General features: G+C 27.8%; 22 protein-coding genes and 2 pseudogenes. 13 read left to right on the top strand and 11 right to left on the bottom strand.

The genetic code is table 11. The annotated features are described in order from the left end of the window. Positions 1-56 precede the first annotated feature (56 nt). Genes L8Y18_RS06080 through L8Y18_RS06065 form a run of 4 tightly spaced genes read left to right on the top strand, consistent with a single transcriptional unit; the run spans position 57 to position 3,991 of the window. Positions 57-686, top strand: a complete 630-nt coding sequence (locus tag L8Y18_RS06080; protein ID WP_263676465.1) for a 5-formyltetrahydrofolate cyclo-ligase — start codon at positions 57-59, stop codon at positions 684-686. Further along, a complete protein-coding gene (gene rny / locus L8Y18_RS06075; RefSeq protein WP_263676464.1) occupies positions 610-2,163 on the top strand; it encodes a ribonuclease Y in 1,554 nt (517 codons plus the stop codon). Before L8Y18_RS06080 ends, rny begins: the two co-directional genes overlap by 77 nt. An 8-nt stretch (positions 2,164-2,171) precedes the next feature. Next, positions 2,172-2,735 carry a DedA family protein gene (locus L8Y18_RS06070; protein ID WP_133319703.1) on the top strand — a complete coding sequence of 188 codons (564 nt, stop codon included), beginning with the start codon at positions 2,172-2,174 and terminating at the stop codon, positions 2,733-2,735. Continuing rightward, entirely contained in the window at positions 2,732-3,991 is a 1,260-nt protein-coding gene (locus L8Y18_RS06065) for a ComEC/Rec2 family competence protein (RefSeq protein ID WP_263676463.1), read from the top strand. Before L8Y18_RS06070 ends, L8Y18_RS06065 begins: the two co-directional genes overlap by 4 nt. Here the strand turns inward: L8Y18_RS06065 and L8Y18_RS06060 are convergent. The 3 genes from L8Y18_RS06060 to L8Y18_RS06050 are packed head-to-tail and all read right to left on the bottom strand — an operon-like array spanning position 3,938 to position 6,842. Beyond that, positions 3,938-4,750 (bottom strand): YihY/virulence factor BrkB family protein, encoded by an 813-nt coding sequence (locus L8Y18_RS06060; protein WP_133319705.1) that lies wholly within the window; start codon positions 4,748-4,750, stop codon positions 3,938-3,940. The genes L8Y18_RS06065 and L8Y18_RS06060 overlap by 54 nt on opposite strands. Next, complete coding sequence (locus tag L8Y18_RS06055; protein ID WP_133319706.1) at positions 4,750-6,132, bottom strand: FAD-linked oxidase C-terminal domain-containing protein; 1,383 nt, start codon at positions 6,130-6,132, stop codon at positions 4,750-4,752. The genes L8Y18_RS06060 and L8Y18_RS06055 overlap by 1 nt, the downstream gene beginning before the upstream one ends. Next, the gene (locus L8Y18_RS06050) at positions 6,132-6,842 is read right to left on the bottom strand and encodes a plasminogen-binding N-terminal domain-containing protein (protein ID WP_412175093.1); all 711 of its coding nucleotides are present in this window, start codon (positions 6,840-6,842) and stop codon (positions 6,132-6,134) included. The genes L8Y18_RS06055 and L8Y18_RS06050 overlap by 1 nt, the downstream gene beginning before the upstream one ends. A gap of 127 nt (positions 6,843-6,969) precedes the next feature. Here L8Y18_RS06050 and L8Y18_RS06045 point away from each other — a divergent pair, with 127 nt between their 5' ends. Genes L8Y18_RS06045 through tpx form a run of 3 tightly spaced genes read left to right on the top strand, consistent with a single transcriptional unit; the run spans position 6,970 to position 10,002 of the window. Beyond that, positions 6,970-8,127, top strand: a complete 1,158-nt coding sequence (locus L8Y18_RS06045) for a M23 family metallopeptidase (protein WP_133319708.1) — start codon at positions 6,970-6,972, stop codon at positions 8,125-8,127. Between the two features lies 1 nt (position 8,128). Further along, positions 8,129-9,472, top strand: a complete 1,344-nt coding sequence (mgtE, locus tag L8Y18_RS06040) for a magnesium transporter (protein ID WP_133319709.1) — start codon at positions 8,129-8,131, stop codon at positions 9,470-9,472. Between the two features lie 11 nt (positions 9,473-9,483). Beyond that, entirely contained in the window at positions 9,484-10,002 is a 519-nt protein-coding gene (gene tpx, locus L8Y18_RS06035; protein WP_133319710.1) for a thiol peroxidase, read from the top strand. Here the strand turns inward: tpx and L8Y18_RS06030 are convergent. The 4 genes from L8Y18_RS06030 to waaF form a co-directional block, all read right to left on the bottom strand. Next, positions 9,999-11,384 carry a replicative DNA helicase gene (locus tag L8Y18_RS06030; RefSeq protein WP_257938844.1) on the bottom strand — a complete coding sequence of 462 codons (1,386 nt, stop codon included), beginning with the start codon at positions 11,382-11,384 and terminating at the stop codon, positions 9,999-10,001. The genes tpx and L8Y18_RS06030 overlap by 4 nt on opposite strands. Positions 11,385-11,396: 12 nt before the next feature. Next, positions 11,397-12,299, bottom strand: a complete 903-nt coding sequence (cysK, locus tag L8Y18_RS06025; protein ID WP_263664830.1) for a cysteine synthase A — start codon at positions 12,297-12,299, stop codon at positions 11,397-11,399. Positions 12,300-12,394: 95 nt separating this feature from the next. Next, positions 12,395-12,697 (bottom strand): HU family DNA-binding protein, encoded by a 303-nt coding sequence (locus L8Y18_RS06020; RefSeq protein WP_039619003.1) that lies wholly within the window; start codon positions 12,695-12,697, stop codon positions 12,395-12,397. A 92-nt stretch (positions 12,698-12,789) separates the two neighbouring features. Further along, positions 12,790-13,704 (bottom strand): lipopolysaccharide heptosyltransferase II, encoded by a 915-nt coding sequence (waaF, locus tag L8Y18_RS06015; protein ID WP_263664829.1) that lies wholly within the window; start codon positions 13,702-13,704, stop codon positions 12,790-12,792. Positions 13,705-13,761: 57 nt separating this feature from the next. Here waaF and L8Y18_RS06010 point away from each other — a divergent pair, with 57 nt between their 5' ends. Then, complete coding sequence (locus L8Y18_RS06010) at positions 13,762-14,595, top strand: glycosyltransferase family 2 protein (protein WP_263676461.1); 834 nt, start codon at positions 13,762-13,764, stop codon at positions 14,593-14,595. Next, positions 14,583-15,308 (top strand): glycosyltransferase family 25 protein, encoded by a 726-nt coding sequence (locus tag L8Y18_RS06005; protein ID WP_263664827.1) that lies wholly within the window; start codon positions 14,583-14,585, stop codon positions 15,306-15,308. The genes L8Y18_RS06010 and L8Y18_RS06005 overlap by 13 nt, the downstream gene beginning before the upstream one ends. 71 nt (positions 15,309-15,379) lie before the next feature. Here L8Y18_RS06005 and L8Y18_RS06000 read toward each other — a convergent pair whose 3' ends face one another. Genes L8Y18_RS06000 through L8Y18_RS05990 form a run of 3 tightly spaced genes read right to left on the bottom strand, consistent with a single transcriptional unit; the run spans position 15,380 to position 16,420 of the window. Further along, positions 15,380-15,592 (bottom strand): hypothetical protein, encoded by a 213-nt coding sequence (locus tag L8Y18_RS06000; RefSeq protein ID WP_263676459.1) that lies wholly within the window; start codon positions 15,590-15,592, stop codon positions 15,380-15,382. Continuing rightward, a complete protein-coding gene (locus L8Y18_RS05995) occupies positions 15,586-16,224 on the bottom strand; it encodes a hypothetical protein (RefSeq protein ID WP_263676458.1) in 639 nt (212 codons plus the stop codon). The genes L8Y18_RS06000 and L8Y18_RS05995 overlap by 7 nt, the downstream gene beginning before the upstream one ends. Next, positions 16,127-16,420 (bottom strand): hypothetical protein, encoded by a 294-nt coding sequence (locus L8Y18_RS05990; protein WP_263676457.1) that lies wholly within the window; start codon positions 16,418-16,420, stop codon positions 16,127-16,129. Before L8Y18_RS05990 ends, L8Y18_RS05995 begins: the two co-directional genes overlap by 98 nt. 47 nt (positions 16,421-16,467) lie before the next feature. Between L8Y18_RS05990 and L8Y18_RS05985 the strand changes: the two genes are divergently transcribed. The 4 genes and pseudogenes from L8Y18_RS05985 to L8Y18_RS05970 all read left to right on the top strand — a co-directional run bounded on the left by L8Y18_RS05985 (position 16,468) and on the right by L8Y18_RS05970 (position 20,088). After that, positions 16,468-17,673 carry a glycosyltransferase family 2 protein gene (locus tag L8Y18_RS05985; RefSeq protein ID WP_263664826.1) on the top strand — a complete coding sequence of 402 codons (1,206 nt, stop codon included), beginning with the start codon at positions 16,468-16,470 and terminating at the stop codon, positions 17,671-17,673. After that, positions 17,670-17,912, top strand: a pseudogene (locus L8Y18_RS05980) (glycosyltransferase family 2 protein); the annotation flags it as partial. The gene L8Y18_RS05985 and the pseudogene L8Y18_RS05980, both read left to right, overlap by 4 nt. A 40-nt stretch (positions 17,913-17,952) precedes the next feature. After that, the gene (locus tag L8Y18_RS05975; protein WP_263676456.1) at positions 17,953-19,164 is read left to right on the top strand and encodes a glycosyltransferase family 2 protein; all 1,212 of its coding nucleotides are present in this window, start codon (positions 17,953-17,955) and stop codon (positions 19,162-19,164) included. Between the two features lie 3 nt (positions 19,165-19,167). Next, a complete protein-coding gene (locus L8Y18_RS05970) occupies positions 19,168-20,088 on the top strand; it encodes a glycosyltransferase family 2 protein (protein ID WP_263676454.1) in 921 nt (306 codons plus the stop codon). Here the strand turns inward: L8Y18_RS05970 and L8Y18_RS05965 are convergent. Then, positions 20,078-20,743 (bottom strand): annotated as a pseudogene (locus L8Y18_RS05965) (glycosyltransferase family 2 protein); the annotation flags it as partial. The gene L8Y18_RS05970 and the pseudogene L8Y18_RS05965 overlap by 11 nt on opposite strands.

The raw sequence follows: 20,743 nt of genomic DNA, 5'->3' as shown, positions 1-20,743 counted from the left end.
TATGATTTTTTAAGCTTAAAAGTATAACATAAAAAGTTAAAAAACCAAGGAAAGCTTTGATAAAAAATGACTTTAGAATAAAACAGAAATTTAAAATGAAATCGAAACTAAAATTTCAATACAAAAGAGATTTTTTAGTTTTTCAAGAAGTAAATAAAATTTTAAAATCTTGTAAAAATTACAAAAATATCCTTATATATATTCCTTTAAAATATGAAATTAATCTTTATAAATTCAGACATTTTTTAACAAAAAAATACCGAATTTTTGTTCCATTTATGCAAGATAAAAGTTTAAAGGTAGTAAAATTAAGGTTAGCTCTTGATAAAAAGAGTTTTGGGGTATATGAACCAAAAGATTCTTTTTTGCAAACTCGTATAGATGTTGCAATCATCCCTGTTATAGGAGTAGATGCAAAATTAGGAAGAGTTGGTCATGGCCAAGGATTTTACGATAGGTTTTTTGAAAATATTTCTTATAGAAAACCTTTAGTTATTTTCACACAAATGATGGATGCAAAATCTCATCAAATTTTTAGTCAAGACCATGATATAAAAGGAAATTTTTATATAAACCCTTATAAAAAATATTTTAGGAAAGTTAAAAACAATGATAGAAATATTAGTCGCATTAATAGCCGTTTTCATAGGCGGAGGGATTGGATATATAGTCGCCAAAAAGATTAATGATGCAAATTTCAATATCTTTTTAGAGCAAGCAAAAGCAAAAGCAAAAGCTATTGAATATGAAGCTGAGCTAACACTTAAAGATGCTAAAAATTCAGTTGCTGAAGCTGAATTTGCAACAAAGAAAAAATTTGATGAAAAAATTCAAAAACTGCAAAAAGAGCATTCTGTTAAGCTAGAAGAACTCAACAAAAAAGAACAAAATCTTCATTATCAAGAAAAGCTTCATGAAGAAAACAAAAACAAATTAGCAAAAGAGCAGCAAACTATAAAAGCTTTGCATGAAGAAAATGAAAATTTAAAACAAAGCTACGAAACAAAGTTAAATGATGTTTTAAAAATTCTTGAACATTCAGCTGGTCTCACACAAGAAGAGGCAAAAAGTATAGTCTTGCAAAAAGTAGAAGAAACCTCAAGAGCTGAAATTGCTCATATTGTTAGAAAATACGAAGAAGAAGCTAGAAATGAAGCCAAAAGAAAGGCTAATTTTATCTTAGCACAAGCTACTTCAAGATTTGCAGGAGAATTCGCTGCTGAAAGGTTGATCAATGTAGTAAATATCAAAAATGATGAGTTAAAAGGACGCATTATAGGTAAAGAAGGGAGAAATGTTAAAACCTTAGAAATGGTTTTGGGTGTTGATATTATCATAGATGATACGCCTGGAGCAATTATAGTAAGTTGTTTTAATCTTTATAGACGCGCCATTGCTACAAAGGTGGTTGAACTTTTAGTTGAAGACGGTAGAATACAACCTGCAAAAATAGAAGAAATTCATGAAAAAGTTTGCAAAGAATTTGAGGATAATATCTTAGAAGAAGGTCAAACTATAGTAATGGATTTAGGACTTAATAATATCCATCCTGAAATTGTTAAATTAATAGGAAAATTAAGATATAGAGCAAGTTATGGACAAAATGCTCTAGCACACTCTTTGGAAGTAGCGCATTTAGCTGGAATCATAGCAGCTGAGTGTGGTGGCGATGAAAAACTAGCAAGAAGAGCTGGAATTTTACACGATATAGGCAAGGCTTTAACGCATGAATTTGAAGGTTCTCATGTAGATTTAGGAGCTGAACTTTGCAAAAGATACAAAGAACATCCTATAGTGATTAATGCAATTTATGCGCACCATGGACATGAAGAGGCTACAAGTATAGAATCAGCTGCAGTTTGTACAGCAGATACACTAAGCGCTGCACGCCCTGGAGCAAGGCGTGAGGTGCTTGAGGCCTTCTTGAAACGAGTTAGCGAACTTGAAGATATAGCAAAAAGTAAAGAAGGGGTTAAAAAAGCTTATGCTATTAATGCTGGTAGAGAAATTAGAGTTATTGTTAATGCAAAATTAGTCAATGATGATGAATCTGTGCTTTTAGCTAAAGAAATAGCTGAAGAAATTCAAGAAAAAGTTCAATACCCTGGTGAAATAAAAGTTAATGTCATCAGAGAGCTTAGAGCTGTTGATTTTGCAAGATAGGGTTTTTCATGCAAGAAATGATTGATAATCTTAGCACTTATGGTTATTTGATTTTATTTTTTTATTCTTTTGGTGGAGGAATGGTGGCCATACTTGCTGCCGGGGTACTTTGTGCAAGTTCAACTAAACTTGATTTGCATTTATGTATATTTTTAGCCTTTTTGGCTAATACCATAGGTTCAACCCTATTATTTATTCTAGGAAAATATTATAAAAAAGACATAATGCCTTATTTTAAAAATCATAGAAGAAAAATCGCTCTTGCTATGATAAAAATCAAAAAATATGGAGATTTACTTTTAGTAGTGCAAAAATTTATTTACGGGGTAAAAACTATCATTCCTATAGCAGCAGGCCTTTGCAAATTTAGCTTTGTAAGATTTTTTATCATCAATACCCTAGCTAGTTTAATTTGGGCTATAATACTTGGTTATGCTGGATTTATTTTTGGAAACACCTTAAAGGAGGCTTTTGAAATTTTTTCAAATCATCCTTATATAGCACCTGCCTTTATAATCACTTTAATTTTTATTATATGGTTATACTTATCACGCTTTTCTAAGAAAAAATGAATTTAAAATTCTCTATAAAAGATTCTTATGGAGAATTTTTAATTTTATTATTATGTTTTTTAGCAATTTTTAGCCTAAATCTCATTTATGAGTATAAAAAATACCAAAATTTTAAACTCACAAAACATTTATTGCTTAAAAATAATATCATTATATCTAGCTATCAAAAAACTAATAAAAAAGGTAAAAAATACCAAGTTTTTAAAATTAAAAATTCTGATTTTGTTTTTTACACTACTAGTTTTAAAGAACTAAATTTAATTAAAAATGATATTATAAATCTTAGGATTATTACTAAAAATATTAACTTTAAAGATTATCTTAGTAAAAATTTTTTTGTACCAAGTTATGATTTTCATAAAACTAATACTCAAAAAGAAAATATCTTAGTGGAGTATTTTTTAAATCAACATCAAAATGAAAAAATCAAAGAATTTTACGGGGCTTTATTTTTTGCAAAAAATGTATCAAGTGAGCTTAGAAATGATGTAAATTTTTACAATATCGCGCATTTAATTGCTATTAGTGGATATCATTTGGGCTTGCTATTTAGCTTTTGCTTTTTGATTTTTGCTCCTTTATATGCCTTTTTTCACAAACGATATTTTCCTTATAGAAGTTTAAAACTTGATATTAGTATTTTTGCTTTCTTGCTTTTAATTTTGTATATATTTTTAATAGACTTTAGCCCTTCTTATATAAGAGCTTTATGTATGAGTATTTTTGCTTTTTATCTATTTAGCAAAAATATTAAAATTTTGAGTTTTAAATTTTTATTCTTAAGTGTAATTTTATGTATAAGCTTATTTCCAAATTTATTATTTAGCGTTGGCTTTTTGTTTTCAAGTTTAGGAGTATTTTATATTTATTTATATTTACATCATTTTAAAGATAATTTTTCAAAAAATTATATTCATATTATTTTTATAAATTTTTGGACTTTTTTAGCAATGATGATTCCTGTATTATATTTTTTTCCACTTATTAGTTTTCAACAATTTTTAGGTATACCTCTAAGCATATTATTTGCTTTATTTTACCCTATAAGTTTATTACTGCATTTATTATCTTATGGAGATGTATTAGATGAAATATTATTAGCATTATTTGATTTTAAATTAAATAGCATATTGTTACATATACCATTAGAAATTTATCTTATTTATATATTTTTATCCTTCATGGCTATTTTTCATCGTTATTTAGCTCTTTTTGTAATTTCTCTTGGTTTTATTCCCTTTATTTTCTTGATTTAAAATCAAATAAACCCTTAAACCCAAAAGATAAATAATCCAAGAAATATAAATCCACAAAAAGAAAAACAATATCACAGAAAAAGAACCATATACATTTAAATAAGTTTTATTATATACAGCATAATATACAAAAATCATCTTAGAAATATACCAAATCACAGAAGCACCAAAAGAACTAATAAGCAAAGTTTTTAAATCACCTTTTTTACTCACTGAACTTGAATAAGATGTAAAAAACAAAGCCCATATAATCACATAAGGTAAAATCTCAAAAAAATTTAAAGCAATATTAAAATCATCTAAGGTTTTTTGTATAAAACCTGAAATGTAAAAACTCACTCCAAGTCCAAGTGGAGTTAATGTTGCCAAAGTCCAATAAGAACTTATACTATGCCAAAGACTTTTAGAGTCTTCTTCTAAAAGCTTATTAATAACATAATCATAACCTGAAAAAAATGCTAAAGAAGTCAAAGCCATAGCTAAAAGACCAATTAAACCAAGATTGACACTATTTTTTAAAAAAGTGTTAATATATTGTGTTATTAATTCTTGTTGAGTTGGGATTAAAAAAGTAAAAATTAAATTTTTAATTCTTTCTTGATACATTTCAAAACTTGGAATTTGAGTAAAAACCCAAAAACATAAAAATAAAAGCGGTATTAAAGATAAAATAGTATAAAAACTCAAAGCTGCAGCATAATTTAAAATTTCTTTATCTCTTATGCTTAAAAGAATTTTTATGAAGTTTTTAAAATTCATCAAAGTCCCATTTTAAAAGGATTAAGTATATTATTTGGATCAAATGCTTTTTTGATATTTCTCATCAAGTCCATTTCAGCTTCACTAAAAGCAAGCTTCATAAAAGGAGCTTTTGAAATGCCTATACCATGCTCCCCACTTAAGGTTCCACCTAAAGAAACTGTAAGCTTAAAAACCTCTTCTACAGCTTCGTAACCTTTTTTAACCAACTCAGGATTATTTTTATCACTTACCATTACATTAGTATGCACATTACCATCGCCAGTATGACCAAAACAAGGGATTTTAAAACCATATTTTTTAGAAATTTCAGCTATGCCTTTTAAAAGATCAGGTAGTTTTGAACGCGGCACTGTAATATCTTCATTAAGCTTTAAATTTCCATACATTGCTATACTTTGAGAGCAGTTTCTTCTAGCAAACCAAATATTGGCTGCTTCTTGCTCATCTTTTGCTATTTTAAACTCTCTTACGCCAGATTCATAAAAACTCTCTTGCAAAATTTTTAAATCTGCTTCAATAGCCTCTTCTACATTGCCATCTACATCAGCGATTAAAATCGCACCCGCATCCATAGGTAAGCCTTTTTGGAATTTTTGTTCTAATGCTTGTATGCTTAATTGATCTAAAAATTCCATAGATACAGGAGTCACACCTTTAGCTAAAGTTTTATAAACTGCATTCATTGCTTCATCAATGCTGTTAAAAATCCCCATAGCTGTCTTTTTAAACTTTGGCAAAGCTACTAGTTTTAAAGTAATCTCACTAAGCACAGCCAAAGATCCCTCACTTGCTATTAAAATTCCAGCTAGATTATAACCCGCTACATCTTTTATAGTTTTTTTACCTGCTCTAATGATTTCTCCATTAGGCAAAACAGCTCTTAAAGCCATTACATAATCTTTAGTTATACCATACTTAGCAGCTCTCATACCCCCTGCATTTTCGCTTACATTCCCCCCTAAAGAAGAATACTCCATACTAGCAGGATCAGGTGGATAAAATAAACCATATTCTTTTGCTTTTTCTTGTAAAGCCATATTTATCACACCAGGCTGCACTACTGCAACTAAATTTTCAAGATCAATTTCTAAAATTTTATTCATATGTTTTTCAAAGCTTAACACTACTCCACCATTAATAGCTAAGCTTCCACCGGTAAATCCACTACCTGAGCCCCTAGGAATAACGATGATTTTATTTTCATTACAATATTTTAAAATTTGACTAATATCATTTTCATCTCTTGGAAAAAGCACTCCATCAGGTAAATAATGCTTTTTAGTAGCATCATAACTATACGCTCTTTTGTGGATAGGATCAAAATGAGCATTTTCAACCCCTAAAAGATCTTGAAAAAATTTTTGATGGATTTCTTGCATTATTTGTCTCTAGTTAAGCTAATTAATTTTTCATAATATACATAATAATTTCCAATTGCTTCATCATTTAAGCTAAAAATATCGCTTTTATAACCTGTAATTCTTGAATAAAATGGAATTTGCAAACTTTGAGCTTGAGGTATGTTAAATTCTTCTATCTTGCCAAAATCTTGACAATCAACTATCTCAGCTTTATTTTCTAAAGCTACCACTAAAAGCCCAACAGCATTTTTTGAACAAAAAGATCTAAAATCTGATCTTCTTGGAGTTTGGCGGTATTCTTGTATCATATGAGCACCAAATAAATCAGGGTGTAAAAAATAAAGTCCATTTAATTTTTGAGCTATAAAATCATACACATTTTTATCAGGAGCTATAATCAAGGCTCTATCATATAAATAATTTAAAACTATTTTATCGCCTACTTGTGGCAATACATTTGGTAAAGGCATAGCATCTTGAGCTAGCATATCAAAAACTTTAAATTGTAATTTAACTAAGCCATTTTCACGCCCTATCACACTAGCTCTTGCAATAATTGATTTTTGTGTATCAATTTCATGCACAACTATACCACTTGAGTGCAATAAAATTCTAGGATCATCTTTTATATAACCATAAATATCATCTACTTTTTCAAGTTTTGTTTGTATTAAATCAAAATTTTTAGCTTGCAAAAATGCTAAAAAACAACAAAGCATTAAAATAATTCTTGACAACTGATACTCCTTAAAAAAGTGTAAAAATTAAATTATATTGTATTTTCCTTACAAAATTGTAAGAAAAATTAAGTAAAATACAAATTTATGTTTAAATTTTAGAAGGCTTTAAAATACCATGAAAAAAATTTTCATATCTTTACTTATATCGATAAAACTTTTTGCTATTTCAAGTGTTGAAGAACTTTCTTGGGAGAATGGCAAAACTTTACTTGATTTTTTACAAGATCACTCCATACCTTTAAATTTATACTATAATCTTGATGCTGAAGATAAAGAACTAAGTGCAGAAATTGCAAGTGGTATTAAATACCAAATGTTAAAAGATGATCAAGGAGAATTAGAACAGGTTTTAATCCCAATCAGTGATGATTTACAAATTCATATTTACAAAAACACTGAAAATAAATTCGTATTAAGTTTTACTCCAATTTCTTATACCAAAGAAAAAAGAACTATTCGCGTAGCTATTAACAATTCAGCTTATCAAGATGTTTATGATGAAAGTGGTAGCGTAACCTTAGCAAGAGCTATGGTAAGAGCTTTTAAAAATAGTGTTAATTTTAAAAATGTTAGAAAAGGCGATAGTGTAGTATTAATTTATGAGCAAAAAAGAAGACTAGGAAGACTTTTTGGCGATATTAATATCCAAGCAGCTTTAGCTAATATTAGAGGTAAAGAATATTCTGTATTTTTATATAAAGATTCTTATTATAATGCTCAAGGAAAAGAGCTTGAAAATTTCTTTTTAACTAAACCTGTCAAATATACAAGGATTTCAGATCGTTTTACTAGAGCAAGATACCATCCTATATTAAAACGCTATAGAGCACACCTAGGTATTGACTATGCAGCTCCAACGGGTACTCCAGTTAAAAGTGCAGGAGATGGAACGATTAGCTTTGTTGGGACAAAAGGTGGTTATGGTAAGGTTGTACAAGTAAAACACATGTCAGGCTATATGACTTTATATGCTCATCTTAGTCGCTTTGCAAAAATCAAACGCGGACAAAAAGTTAAGCAAGGACAAGTGATTGCTTATGTAGGCTCTACTGGTATGAGCACTGGACCACATTTGCATTTTGGACTTTATCTAAATAATAAAGCAATTAATCCTGAAACTATAGTTAAAATTCCAAAATCAAGCTTAAGTGGAAAAAACAAAGAAGAATTTTTAAAAATGGCAAAAGAGTATGAAAACCGCTTGCAAAGCATTGATGAAAATTATAAAAATCCACCAAAAGAACAAAATATAGAAAATTCTATGGAGCTTTGAGATGATGAATGATTTTTTAGAAGCACAAGAACTTTTAAAAAATACTTTCAAAGATCAAAGTACCTATGAAATCAATGAAGCCTTAAAAACTATTAAAAGGCATGATGAAGAGCTTTATTTAAAAACTCTTAAATCTTTTGATACTTACACACTCGCAAATGTAGCTACTATAACGCCTGAACATATCTTAGAAGATATTTTAGAAAACTTAAGCATTATAAAGATTGCAAAAGCAGTAGAAGAGCTTGAAAGTGATGATGCAACAGACTTAATTAAGCGTTTTGAAGAGCTAAATCCACAAAAAACTTTAGCTATTTTAAACCGCTTAAGTTCAGAAGATAAAGAAGAAATTTTACGCCTTAAAAATTATGATGAAAATACTGCTGGTGCTTATATGCAAACAGAAATTTTCACAGCCTCTATTAATGAAAGTATAGAAAAGGCCATTAAAAGATATAGAATTTTAAAGCATTCAGGACAAGTAGATCAAATTTTTCAAGTTTATATCATAGATAAACAAGGAAAACTTTGCAATGCTATCAACCTAAGCGATCTCTTGCTTTGGGATTTTAAACTAAGTTTTGCAGATATTATTAAAAACAACAATGAAAAATATAAATGTTATAGCATTAAAGATCATGAAGATATACAAAAGGCTATTGATATAGTAGAAGATTATGATTTAAGTGTTTTGGCTGTTATAAATGATGATGGAGTGCTTTTGGGTAGAATTACTTATGATGATATTCATGATTTAATCCAAGAAAATGCAACAGAGCAAATTTATAATTTAGCCGGAGTTGATGCAGATGTTGAAGAAGAAAGTGCTTTTAAAGCAGCTAAAGCAAGAGCTTTTTGGCTCATGATTAATCTTACAACTTCATTAATTTCAGCTAATATCATCAGTCTTTTTTCAGGTGAAATAGAACAACTTGTAGCTCTAGCAGTACTTATGCCTATTGTAGCTTCCATGGGAGGTAACACAGGCTCACAAGCCTTAGCGGTAACAGTTAGAAAACTCTCACTCAATGAAGTAGAATTTAAAGATGCTAAAAAAGTTATATTAAGAGAGAGTGGAATTTCTTTATTAAATGGGCTTATATTTGCTAGCGTTATGAGTATTATAGCTTTTATATGGTTTAAAACAGCCCTTTTAGGACTTGTTATAGCTTTGTCAATGCTAATCAATCTAGCCTTAGCCGGTTTTGTAGGCTCTTTTGTGCCATTAACTTTGAAAAAATTTAAAATTGATCCTGCAGTAGGTTCAAGTGTTGTAATTACTGCAATTACTGATGGTTTGGGTTTTTTCAGCTTTTTACTCTTAGCTAAGATGATTTTATTATAAAAAGGAAAATTGTGTCAAGCATTATATATAAAAAACAAAACATAAAACTCACAGGAAATCAACTACAAATTGGCGATAATGCTCCAAAAGTGACTTTAAAAACTAAAAATCTTGCCTCGGTAGAAATAGCACCACCTGGAAAAACTCAAATTTTACTAACTTTTCCTAGCTTAGACACTCAAGTATGTTCCAAACAAGCTAAAGAAACTAACAAAAGATTGGCATCTATAAAAAACATTGAAGTGATTGTTATTAGCATGGACTTACCTTTTGCTATGGATCGTTTTTGTGCAACTGAAGGAATTGATAATATCATAGTTGCAAGTGATTTTGCCTTTAAAGATTTTGGCACTAATTATGGAGTATTAATACATGATAGTATATTTGCAGGATTATTAGCAAGATCAGCTTTTGTAGTTAAAGATGAAAAAATAATATACAAACAGCTCGTAAAAGAGCTGATGGGAAAAATTGATTTTAAAGATTTAGAGCTTTTTATACAAAACGATTATCGCTATTCTTTAAATTAACCTTCAAAATTGGTAACTATAAAATCTTCTTTTGGAGCTTCAATAAAGCACGATTTTTCTTTTAAGAAAAGCAAATCCACATGCCCTACAGGACCATTTCTATTTTTACCTATAATAAGCTCAGCTTTTTCTTGCACAGGATTTGGCATAAATTTTCTCTCATAAGTTTTGCCTTCATTTTTGGCTTTATTTTCTCTTTCTTTTTCTTCTTGTTCTCTATAAACCTCATCTCTATATACAAATAAAATCGTATCTGCATCTTGTTCTATAGCGCCACTTTCTCTTAAATCACTAAGCATAGGACGCTTATTTGCCCTACTTTCTAATGAACGATTAAGCTGTGAGAGTGCCACTACTGGCATATTTAATTCTCTTGCTAAAAGCTTTAAACCTCTTGAAATTTCACTCACTTGTAAATGCCTATCATTAAAAGCTGAGTTACTCATCATAAGGCCGATGTAATCAACTACGCAAAGCTCAATACTCTCATCTTGAGCCTTGATTTTGCGTAAAATTGAACGAATGTCTGCTATGCTAGCATAACCACTATCATAAATATAAAGATTTTTTTGCGCATATTCATTACAAGCATCACCTACCCTACTCCACTCATCATCGTTTAAATCTGCGATTAGAATTTTTTGCAAAGGAATGGAAGTTTTTGCACTGATTAATCTTTGCATGATTTGCGTAGCAGGCATTTCTAGTGAAAACATCACAACACCTTTATTTTGTCTTAGTGTTTTTTCTATAAAATTTAAACAAATTGTAGTTTTTCCCATGCCAGGGCGTGCTGCGATGATTACAAGATCGCCAGGTTTAAAGCCTTTTGTCATTTTATTAAGCTCACTAAAGCCTGTATCAAGTCCTAAAATATCTTTGTTTTCAGCTTCTTTTTGCTTTTTAAACTCATCCATAAGTTCAGACATAACCATAGTCATATCTTTAATACTATTACTATTTACACGGTTTGTAAGATTAAAAATCTCTTTGCCTATTTCATCTGAAATTTGAGAAATGCTTTTATCTTCATTAACCCTTGTAGGTATAGTATAAGCAAAATTTAAAAGTTGGCGTCTAATGGACTTTTCTCTTAATTCATAAGCGTATTTACTCACATCTGCTATGGAAGTAGTAGCTAAAACTTCAGCTAAAATTTGCTCATCTACTTTTTTATGTTTTCTTATAAAACTTGCACTTATAGGCTCGCCTGCATTCACACAAGCTAAAATAGCTTTATAAATATCTTGATGAGCTTTGAGCGAAAAATCATTAATTTCAATATCCGAAGAAACACTAAAAAAAGAATCTTCACTATATATACAAGAACTTAAAATCGCCCTTTCAAGATCTAAATCAAAATGCTCATTATTTTGACTCATACACGCTCCTAATTATAAATTTGCAAATAAATCAGTTGACAAATATCGCTCGGCTGTATCATTTAACATAGTCAAGACTTTTTTATCAGGGTTTTCTAAAGCAATTTTTCTAGCCATATATACATTTGCGCCACTTGAAATTCCTGCCATTATGCCGTTTTTACCAAGTTCTAAGGCTGTATTTATAGCATCTTCATTACTTACACAAACTATCTCATCTATAATTTTTTGATTTAAAATTTTAGGGATAAAATTTGCACCTATACCTTGAATTTTATGGCTTGCAGCGGTATTTTGACTCAAAAGTGGCGAAGATGCGGGTTCTAAGGCTATGATTTTGACATTAGGATTGTGTTCTTTTAAAATTTCTCCTACCCCGCTAATAGTCCCGCCTGTACCAAAACCTGCTAAAAAAATACCAAGATCAGGCAAAGCTTTTAAAATTTCTAAAGCAGTATTTTTTCTATGTGCGTTCTTATTGTTGATATTTTCAAATTGACTTACCATAAACGAATTTGGAATTTCACTCAAAAGCTCATTAGCTCTATCAAGCGCTCCTTGCATACCTTTGCTTGCTTGAGTAAGCTCTAGCTTTGCACCAAAAAAACTCATCATTTTTCTACGCTCAATACTCATAGACTCAGGCATAGCTATGATAAGTTTAAGCTTTAAGCTTGCACAAATCATTGCTAAAGCTATGCCGGTATTTCCACTTGTAGCTTCTATAATGGTTGTTTCTTGATTGATTTTACCTTCATTTAAAGCTTGTTTTATCATCTCCACAGCCGCTCTATCTTTTATAGAATGACTTGGATTAAAATACTCGCATTTAGCATAAAGATTTGGAGCAAATTCTTTTAAAGAAATAATCGGGGTATTACCTATACAATCTAAGATATTATTATAAACTGACATTGTTTTCCTTGTAATTTTTTAAAAACAATATCAAAAGAAAATTAATACTTAACTATGAAGAAAAACGCAAAAGTTAGAAACTTTTGCGCAAAGAATTATTTTTTAGCTTTTTTAGCAGTTTTAGCAGCAGCAACTGCGTCTTTAAGGTTTTTACCTACTTTAAATTTAGCAACTTTAGTAGCAGGTACTTTGATAGTAGCACCAGTGCTTGGTACTCTAGCTTCTCTAGCAGCTCTTTCAGCTACAGAAAATGTACCAAAACCAATAAAGCTAATGCTATCACCTTTAGCTAATACATCAGTAATAGTAGCGATTACTGCATCAGTAGCTGCAGTTGCATCTTTTTTAGTTAGCCCAGCAGTTTGAGCAACTTGAGAAATAAAATCTGCTTTAGTCATAAAAAGCTCCTTGATTAAAAATGATTGTTAAGTTTAACACATTTATCAAGCTTTTGCAAGAGGTTTAAACCCAAATCACAAAGAAAAATATGCTAAAAAAATGTTTTTGCTAAATTTATTACCACTTCAGGCTTTAAATCTTTCATACATTTATGGTGTTTTAAAGGGCAGATCTTTTGCATACAAGGCATACAAGCTAAATTTAAATGTGCTATTTTAGCATTTTCTTGCCAAGGCGAGGTTTGACTAAATTTAGTCGAGCCAAAAATAGCCACCGTTTTCACCCCATAAACTGCACCTATATGCATAGGACCACTATCGTTTGTGATGAGCAAATCAAGCATAGAAATATTTTTACATAAAGCATAAATACTAGTTTTGCCACAAAGATTTTTTGATTTGATACCTTCTTTTAGAAAAAAATACTCAATTTCATCACAAATTTCTCTCTCACTTTCTACTCCAAAGATTAAAATTTGATGAGTTGAGCTAAATTCTTTTGCTACCCTTGCAAAATAGCTCGCTTCCCATCTTTTCGCACTTCCAAAATGTGCACCCGGGTTTATACCTAAGATTTTTTGAGTTGATTTTGCTTTTATAGGGAGTTTTAAAGCATTTGAAGTGGCTTTAAAATTTAAGGCTTTTTCTATGAAATTTAAGTATTTTAAGACTTGGTGTTCTTCTTTTAGAATATTTTTATCAAAATAAAATCTTTTTTTTGCTTTAATTAGATTTAAAATGATCTTACTTGAAAATGCCGAGCGAAATGAAAAAGCTAGATCAAATTTACCAAGATTTTTTCTAGCTTTTAAAATTTGCTTATATCTTTGCTTTTTATTTTCTACTAAAATTTGAGCATTTTCAAAGCGTTTAAAAAGCTCTGTGCTCACAAAAGAACCATAAAAAGTAAATTTAGCTTGAGGGTATTTTTCTTTTATAGCATAAATAGCCGCACTAGCCATCACCGCATCACCAAGCCAAGTAGGAAGGTTGATAAAAATATTCATAATTTTCCTTAAAAATAAAAGCTATAATTATATCATCACTTTATTTAAAGAGCTAAAATGGGTCAAATTTCAATTATACTACCAACTTATAATGTAGAAAAATATATAGCTAGAGCATTAGAAAGTTGTATTAACCAAACTTTTAAAGATATAGAAATCATTGTGGTAAACGACCTTGGCAATGATAAAAGTATAGATATAGCTAAAGAATATGCTAGTAAAGATGATAGGATAAAAATCATACATAATGAAGAGAATTTAGGAACTTTTGCTAGTAGAAATATAGGTGTATTAAATTCAAGCTCACCCTATATAATGTTTTTAGATCCTGATGATTATTTAGAGCTTAATGCTTGTGAAGTTGGACTTGAAAAAATCAAAAATGTAGATATGGTAGTGTTTGATGCATATGTACATAGGGTGAAATTTAAGAAATTTTATAGATTTAAACAAGATGAACTTTTTAAAAAAGATGAATTTTTTAAAAAAGATGAATTTTTGGAATTTTTACTTAAACAAAAGCATTTTTGTTGGAGTGTTTGGGCAAAAGTATATAAGAAAAATTTGATTTTAAAAAGTTTTGAGCATGTTGATTTTAAAGAAAAACTTTGTTATGGAGAAGATGTGCTTTTTAACTATATAAATTTTATGCCAAGTGAGAGCTTTTTTGTATCGCAAGAATGCATATACCGCTATGAATTTAATGAAAATGGTAGATATGAAAACAAAAATAAAGAAATTTTATGGCAAAATTACCAACATAAAAAGCAAAGTTTAAAATGCATTAAAAAATTAGCTAATATTTTTCCACATAAACATTTTAATGAAAAAATATTAGAAGTCTTAGAGAAAGAAATTTTAGGGTTAGAGAGTAGAGTTTGGAAAAAGTAAAAGTTTTTATCATCAATCTAGAACGCTCAGAAGATAGAAAAAATTTTATGCAAGAACAAATTCAAAAACTCTTCGCGTGTAATCCAAATTTAAAAAATCAACTAGAATTTGAATTTTTTAAAGCCATCGATGGTTTTAAAAATGAGCATTTGCGGTTTAAAAGCCACTTCCCATGGTGGTGTCAATTTGTACTTGGGCGTGAACTTAGTGATAGTGAAAAATCATGCTTTGCATCTCATTATAGTTTATGGAAAAAATGTCAAGAACTTAATAGCCCTATCATCATTTTAGAAGATGATATTGTCTTTAGTGATGAGCTTTTAAACAACTCAAACATCATTGAAAAACTACTAAATAGTAACTATGAATACATAAGATTTTATTATCTTTTTGATAAAAAAATACACCATTTAAATAATAATTTTTATATAAGTTACGAGAATACTGGTGGTACACAAGGATATTTTATACACCCAAATGCTGCAAAAAATTTTATTGAAAAAGCGAGATATTGGTTTAAGCCTGTAGATGATTATATGGATATGTATTATTATAATAAAATACAAAACATTATATATAAACCATTTTTGCTTAACTTAAATCATGTAGAAACTACCATAACACAAAGAAAAAAGAAACTTAGCATACCATCTAAAATTATAAGAGAAATTATAAGATTTTATTTTTCAACTTTAAAAATTATTTATAAATAAAAAATTGTTTACTTTTAAATGTGCAACTTGCAAGTGATAATTATTAGATTTCTACCAAATAATAAAAACAATCATTCTAAAGCAAAATTATTATATGTATTTATAATTCTATCTTCATTTAACAATTTCTCATCAATCCTTGAATTTATAAGGTAAGAAAATTGATCTTTAAAATTACTTAACAATATCCAATCATTTCGAATTTTTAATTTCCTATGCTGCTTTACAAATGGAAAATGCCAATTGGTTAATTCTGTATGATATATATTTCTTCCTTTTAACATAATATTTCATATGAAGAAAAATTATCATATTGATATAAATTATCTTTAGAAATTTCTATCCAATCAAATCCATCTTCTACAATCAAAACTTCTTCCCATTTTAATTGATTATTTTTTATAAGCCAGTGATCAGCAACATCAACAAAATAATGAGGGACAATATATACTTTATTATTTTCGACAGCAATATTTAATCTAGCTATACTGACTATATCGTTATCCTTTTGTGGTATATAAAAACTTTTATATAATTTTTTAGCATCATAAATATGATCTACATCTATTTTTATAAGCCATTCATTTTTCGGTATAAAGCTAGCAATATAATTATAATAATTATACAGCTTATTCTTTTCAGATTGTGGATTTTCAATTTGTACTTCATAAGGGTATTTTACTGGTATAAAAGAAGGGTATTGTTTACAAAATTCCAAAATAATTTCTTCACTTCCATCAGTACAATCATTATATCCTATAACACCTCTTTGTATTGCAGGCAATATACTTTCTAATGAAGCTCTTAAAGTAATAGCTTCATTTTTGACTCTTATAAAAGCCCAAGGATTTAAAGAAGATTTTGTATCTTTTTGAGTTTGGATCAAAGTCAAAACAACCATTATGCCCCCCCCCATTAATGGTTTTATTAATTTTATAAAAATACTTATTATTGTATGTTTTTATTTTGTTTAAAATATTTTTGGGCAACTTAAAATCAGTTTTTTGTAAAGATATGGTTTTATTGTTTAAATTATATCTTATCTTTTTTCTTATAGATTTTATTGGTATAAATATAAGCAATAAATTTATAAATATTTTTCTAAATTTCATATTTTTTAATGTTTCCTTATGTATAATAAAATAAAAAGAAAGTATATATGAATAATCCCTTAATTACAATTATCATCCCAATATATAATATAGCACCTTATTTAAGAGAATGTTTAGATAGCGTTGTCAATCAAAGCTATAAAAATTTAGATATTGTTTTAGTAGATGATGGAAGTGATGATGAAAGCTTAGATATAGCTTTAGAATATCTCAATAAAGATGAAAGAATATTTTTAATCTCTAAGGAAAATGGAGGATTGAGTTCGGCAAGAAATATGGGATTAGAATTTATAAAAGGAACTAAACTTAGAAGCTTTTTTGAAGATAATAAAGAACAAGATATAATTTCTTTTACCTCAACTCATACCTTTGACAAAAATACAAAAATAATTAACAAAGAAACTGTAAAATCAAATTTTATGCAAATTCAAAAAAGATACATAAAAACAAATATAGAAAATATAAATGATTTATTAGTGCAAGAGCTACCAAATTCTATAATTCACTTTTTAGATTCTGATGATTATTTTTTAAACGATTGTATAGAACTTTGCGTGAAAGAAATGATTGAAAAAAATTTGGATATTTACACACATGGGTTTGAAGAATATCATGAAGAAAATTCTTATTTTTTAAAAAAACCACCAACAGACCTAATGCAAAAAAGTAAAAAAATATTTTTTAATACCGGCATAGAACTATTGCAAGAAAATAACTTTTTTCAGTTTTATTTTACTTGGCAAGGAACTTTTAAAGCTAAAATTTTAAATCAATATAATCTTCGTTTCACACATGGAATTTATCATGAAGATCATGATTTTGGAACTATATTGTTTTGCTTGGCGAAAAAAGTTTTTTATATCAATACAACCTTAATGATATATAGAATTAGAAAAGGCTCCATAACAAATATCCAAAATACTTTAATACCGCAAAAATTACCTAAATATCTAGAGCCGCTAAAAGAGCATTTTAGCGATTATAAAGAGCTTAGAGAATATTTTAGAATTTATTGCCTTGTTAAAATAGCGAAACAATTATATATTTTTAATATTGATATTAAAAATGATTTTTTAAAAAAAGGCATCAAAGATTATTGTATGTATTATTTTAATATGCAAATAGCTAAAGATCCTCTAAAAATCAAAAAAGAAATTATTTTTTTTAAAAAAAATATTGAAATTTATAAAAAATACCTGAAATTCAAAATGATTATTCGTCATCCTAAAAAAATTTTTCAGGATAGAACATGAGTCAAATTTCCATCATACTACCAACTTATAATGTAGAAAAATATATAGCTAGAGCATTAGAAAGTTGTATAAACCAAACTTTTAAAGATATAGAAATCATTGTAGTAGATGATTGTGGTAATGATAAAAGTATAGATATAGCTAAAGAATATGCTAGTAAAGATGATAGGATAAAAATCATACATAATGAAGAAAATTTGAAACTTTTAAGAGCAAAATATGAAACATCAAATTTATCTTGAAACTATAAAAAATGAAAAAACAACTTGGAGATAAAGTATGAAAAAAGTAGGCATAGTAATTCCCATATACAATGTAGAAAAATATCTAAAAGAATGTTTAGATAGTGTAATTAATCAAACTTATACTAACTTAGAAATCATACTCGTAAATGATGGTAGTACAGATGAAAACTCATTTAACATAGCAAAAGAATACACTTTAAAAGATAAAAGAATCACTCTTTTTGATAAAAAAAATGGTGGACAAAGTACAGCTAGAAATGTAGGTATAGAATATTTTAGTGGAGAATATAAACTCAAAAACAAAACTCAAATTATAAAAGAAAATTCTTTAATAGAATTTAACATAGAAGGTAATAATCCTTATGAAATATATACTATATATAAAAGCTATAAAGCTTTTAATGATGAACAAGATTTAACAAGCTTTACTTATCCTATTATAGATTATATTATCTTTTTGGATTCTGATGATTATTGGGAATTAAACTGCATAGAAGAATGTGTACCTAGAATGGATGGGGTAGATGTGGTGTGGTTTAAAGAAAAAATTTTAAATGAAACTAATCTTGATATCAGCACACAAACTATATTTGAAAAATATTATTTAAAGAATACTCTTACTAATGTGGATTGGATTGAGATACAGTCACAAAAAGGTAATTTTTTTCAATTTGTATGTTTTGGAATGATAAATTTTGCTTTTCTCAAGAGAATAAAAATATCATTCAAAGATCGTATTATTGGAGAAGATAGGGTTTTTGGAATTTTACTGTTTTTACAATGTAATAAAATTTATATGCTTGACTTGGAGTTATATTTTTATAGAATCAGAGAAAACTCAACATGTAACTATGCAAACACTGGCGATAGTTTTTCACGTTACCACCTGCAACTATTTTCTGGTGGAAAAAATATAAAAAGACATATTCGTATTTATTCACACATCAAAATGTTACTGGCGCTAATAAAGTATTGCAAAAAATCCAATAATCAAGTTAACATAGAAATATGCAGAAAAAATTTTATACCATCGTTTTATAACGGAATCAAAAATGAATATCTGAAATGTGAAAAAATTAATACTAGATATAAATATATATTTGTGAATATTGATAAATATTGGATTGAATTTTGCATCAATAAACCGAATAACTTATTTTTTATATTTTACAAAAGTAAGTTTTTATTTAAATTTTTTATTTTATGTTATACTATTATATTTAGATTTAAATTACCAAAAAGATAATTTATGAGTCAAATTTCCATCATACTACCAACTTATAATGTAGAAAAATATATTGCTAGGGCATTAGAAAGCTGTATAAACCAAACTTTTAAAGATATAGAAATCATTGTAGTAGATGATTGTGGTAACGATAAAAGTATAGAGATAGCTAAAGAATATGCTAGTAAAGATAATAGGATAAAAATCATACATAATGAAGAGAATTTAAAACTTTTAAGAACAAGATATGAAGGTGTCAAAGTAGCAACTTCACCTTATATCATGTTTTTAGATCCTGATGATTATTTAGAGTTTAATGCTTGCGAAGAATGTATCAATATACTAGATGAAAATACCGACATGCTCTGTTTCAATGCATATATGATAAATAATACAAAAAACCCTATTAAGAGCTATTTTAACAATGCTTACACCATAGATGAATTCTTTTTATTTTTAATAGATAAAAATAATTTCATATGGAATGCTTGGGGTAAATTATTTAAAAAAAACAACCTAATCAATACCTTTCTCAGTTTAAATTTAAAAAACAATAAAATTACAATGGCTGAAGATGCATTGATTTTTGCAGTTTATACAAAAAATATAAAAAAAATACAAACTTTTAATAAATGTTTATATAATTATAATTGTGAAAACAACAATTCAACCACCAATCAAAAATGTATCACTCAAATAAAAGATTATATAAAAGATTTAAAATGCTGCTCTCGTAAACTCTCTAATTATAACGATAATAGTTGTCATAGTTTATTTTGCCAATATATTATTAGTTGTCTACAAATCCATAAATACGATTTATGTTATAAATATATTTATAAAAATATATTTATAAAAATCTTAATAAAGTTATCTAGAAAAAGACAAAAAATAAAGCAAAAATCGCTATTAAAAACAATAAAATACAATGAATTTAAATTCTGAAATATCTATAAAACGATAATATTTTATATTTAATTTTAGAAATTTTATAAGGTTTTAATAGCTGTAATTTCTCTTTAATGCACAAAGGATCTTTATCAAATTTTTTAACTTTAAATGCATTTTTGATATAAAAATACAAAATAACATCCTTTAACAATGATGATTTTTTTTTGTCACGATAATTTTCTATAAATCGCACTAATTCTAAACTGGTTTGCACCCAACTAGCGCATTTAAAATACTCTTTTGCTAAAGTTGCATTCTCTTCAAATGCAATAAATATATCTTTAAAATATGGAAGTATATTATCTTTAGTAATTTTTTTATCTTGATTTGTTAAAGAATTAGCTCGAATTCTATAATAATAAAATATTTTAGGATAAATATAAATATTCTTAGCTTGCGAAAAAAGCAAAATTCCAAATAAATGATCTTCGGCAAAAATACCATCTTTAAATTTCATTTTTTTATCTTTCATATAATCAAAACTAATCATACCACCCCAAGCAAAAGCAAAATCTTTAATTTTATTTTGCCTTAGAAGCTTAAGCCACTCTATAGGATTTATTCTACATTCTTTCTTTATATTAATATCTTTTAAACGACTATGATGCTTAAAATAACTTTTTTCTATATCATGATATTCAATACTATC

Source organism: Campylobacter sp. CNRCH_2007_0968H, from assembly GCF_025773245.1.
Lineage (GTDB): Bacteria > Campylobacterota > Campylobacteria > Campylobacterales > Campylobacteraceae > Campylobacter_D > Campylobacter_D lari_D.
This window is presented reverse-complemented; position numbering and strand designations above follow the sequence as displayed.

Bases quoted from the DNA above. Each gene is read 5' to 3' on its own strand.
- L8Y18_RS06055 (WP_133319706.1), bottom strand. From the start codon at position 6,132: ATGCAAGAAATCCATCAAAAATTTTTTCAAGATCTTTTAGGGGTTGAA.
- L8Y18_RS06030 (WP_257938844.1), bottom strand. From the start codon at position 11,384: ATGAGTCAAAATAATGAGCATTTTGATTTAGATCTTGAAAGGGCGATT.
- L8Y18_RS05970 (WP_263676454.1), top strand. From the start codon at position 19,168: ATGAGTCAAATTTCCATCATACTACCAACTTATAATGTAGAAAAATAT.
- L8Y18_RS06000 (WP_263676459.1), bottom strand. From the start codon at position 15,592: ATGTTAAAAGGAAGAAATATATATCATACAGAATTAACCAATTGGCAT.
- waaF (WP_263664829.1), bottom strand. From the start codon at position 13,704: ATGAATATTTTTATCAACCTTCCTACTTGGCTTGGTGATGCGGTGATG.
- L8Y18_RS05995 (WP_263676458.1), bottom strand. From the start codon at position 16,224: ATGGGGGGGGGCATAATGGTTGTTTTGACTTTGATCCAAACTCAAAAA.
- mgtE (WP_133319709.1), top strand. From the start codon at position 8,129: ATGATGAATGATTTTTTAGAAGCACAAGAACTTTTAAAAAATACTTTC.
- L8Y18_RS06060 (WP_133319705.1), bottom strand. From the start codon at position 4,750: ATGAATTTTAAAAACTTCATAAAAATTCTTTTAAGCATAAGAGATAAA.
- L8Y18_RS05975 (WP_263676456.1), top strand. From the start codon at position 17,953: ATGAAAAAAGTAGGCATAGTAATTCCCATATACAATGTAGAAAAATAT.
- L8Y18_RS06010 (WP_263676461.1), top strand. From the start codon at position 13,762: ATGGGTCAAATTTCAATTATACTACCAACTTATAATGTAGAAAAATAT.
- L8Y18_RS05985 (WP_263664826.1), top strand. From the start codon at position 16,468: ATGAATAATCCCTTAATTACAATTATCATCCCAATATATAATATAGCA.
- L8Y18_RS06020 (WP_039619003.1), bottom strand. From the start codon at position 12,697: ATGACTAAAGCAGATTTTATTTCTCAAGTTGCTCAAACTGCTGGGCTA.
- L8Y18_RS05990 (WP_263676457.1), bottom strand. From the start codon at position 16,420: ATGAAATTTAGAAAAATATTTATAAATTTATTGCTTATATTTATACCA.
- L8Y18_RS06045 (WP_133319708.1), top strand. From the start codon at position 6,970: ATGAAAAAAATTTTCATATCTTTACTTATATCGATAAAACTTTTTGCT.
- L8Y18_RS06070 (WP_133319703.1), top strand. From the start codon at position 2,172: ATGCAAGAAATGATTGATAATCTTAGCACTTATGGTTATTTGATTTTA.
- rny (WP_263676464.1), top strand. From the start codon at position 610: ATGATAGAAATATTAGTCGCATTAATAGCCGTTTTCATAGGCGGAGGG.
- L8Y18_RS06065 (WP_263676463.1), top strand. From the start codon at position 2,732: ATGAATTTAAAATTCTCTATAAAAGATTCTTATGGAGAATTTTTAATT.
- cysK (WP_263664830.1), bottom strand. From the start codon at position 12,299: ATGTCAGTTTATAATAATATCTTAGATTGTATAGGTAATACCCCGATT.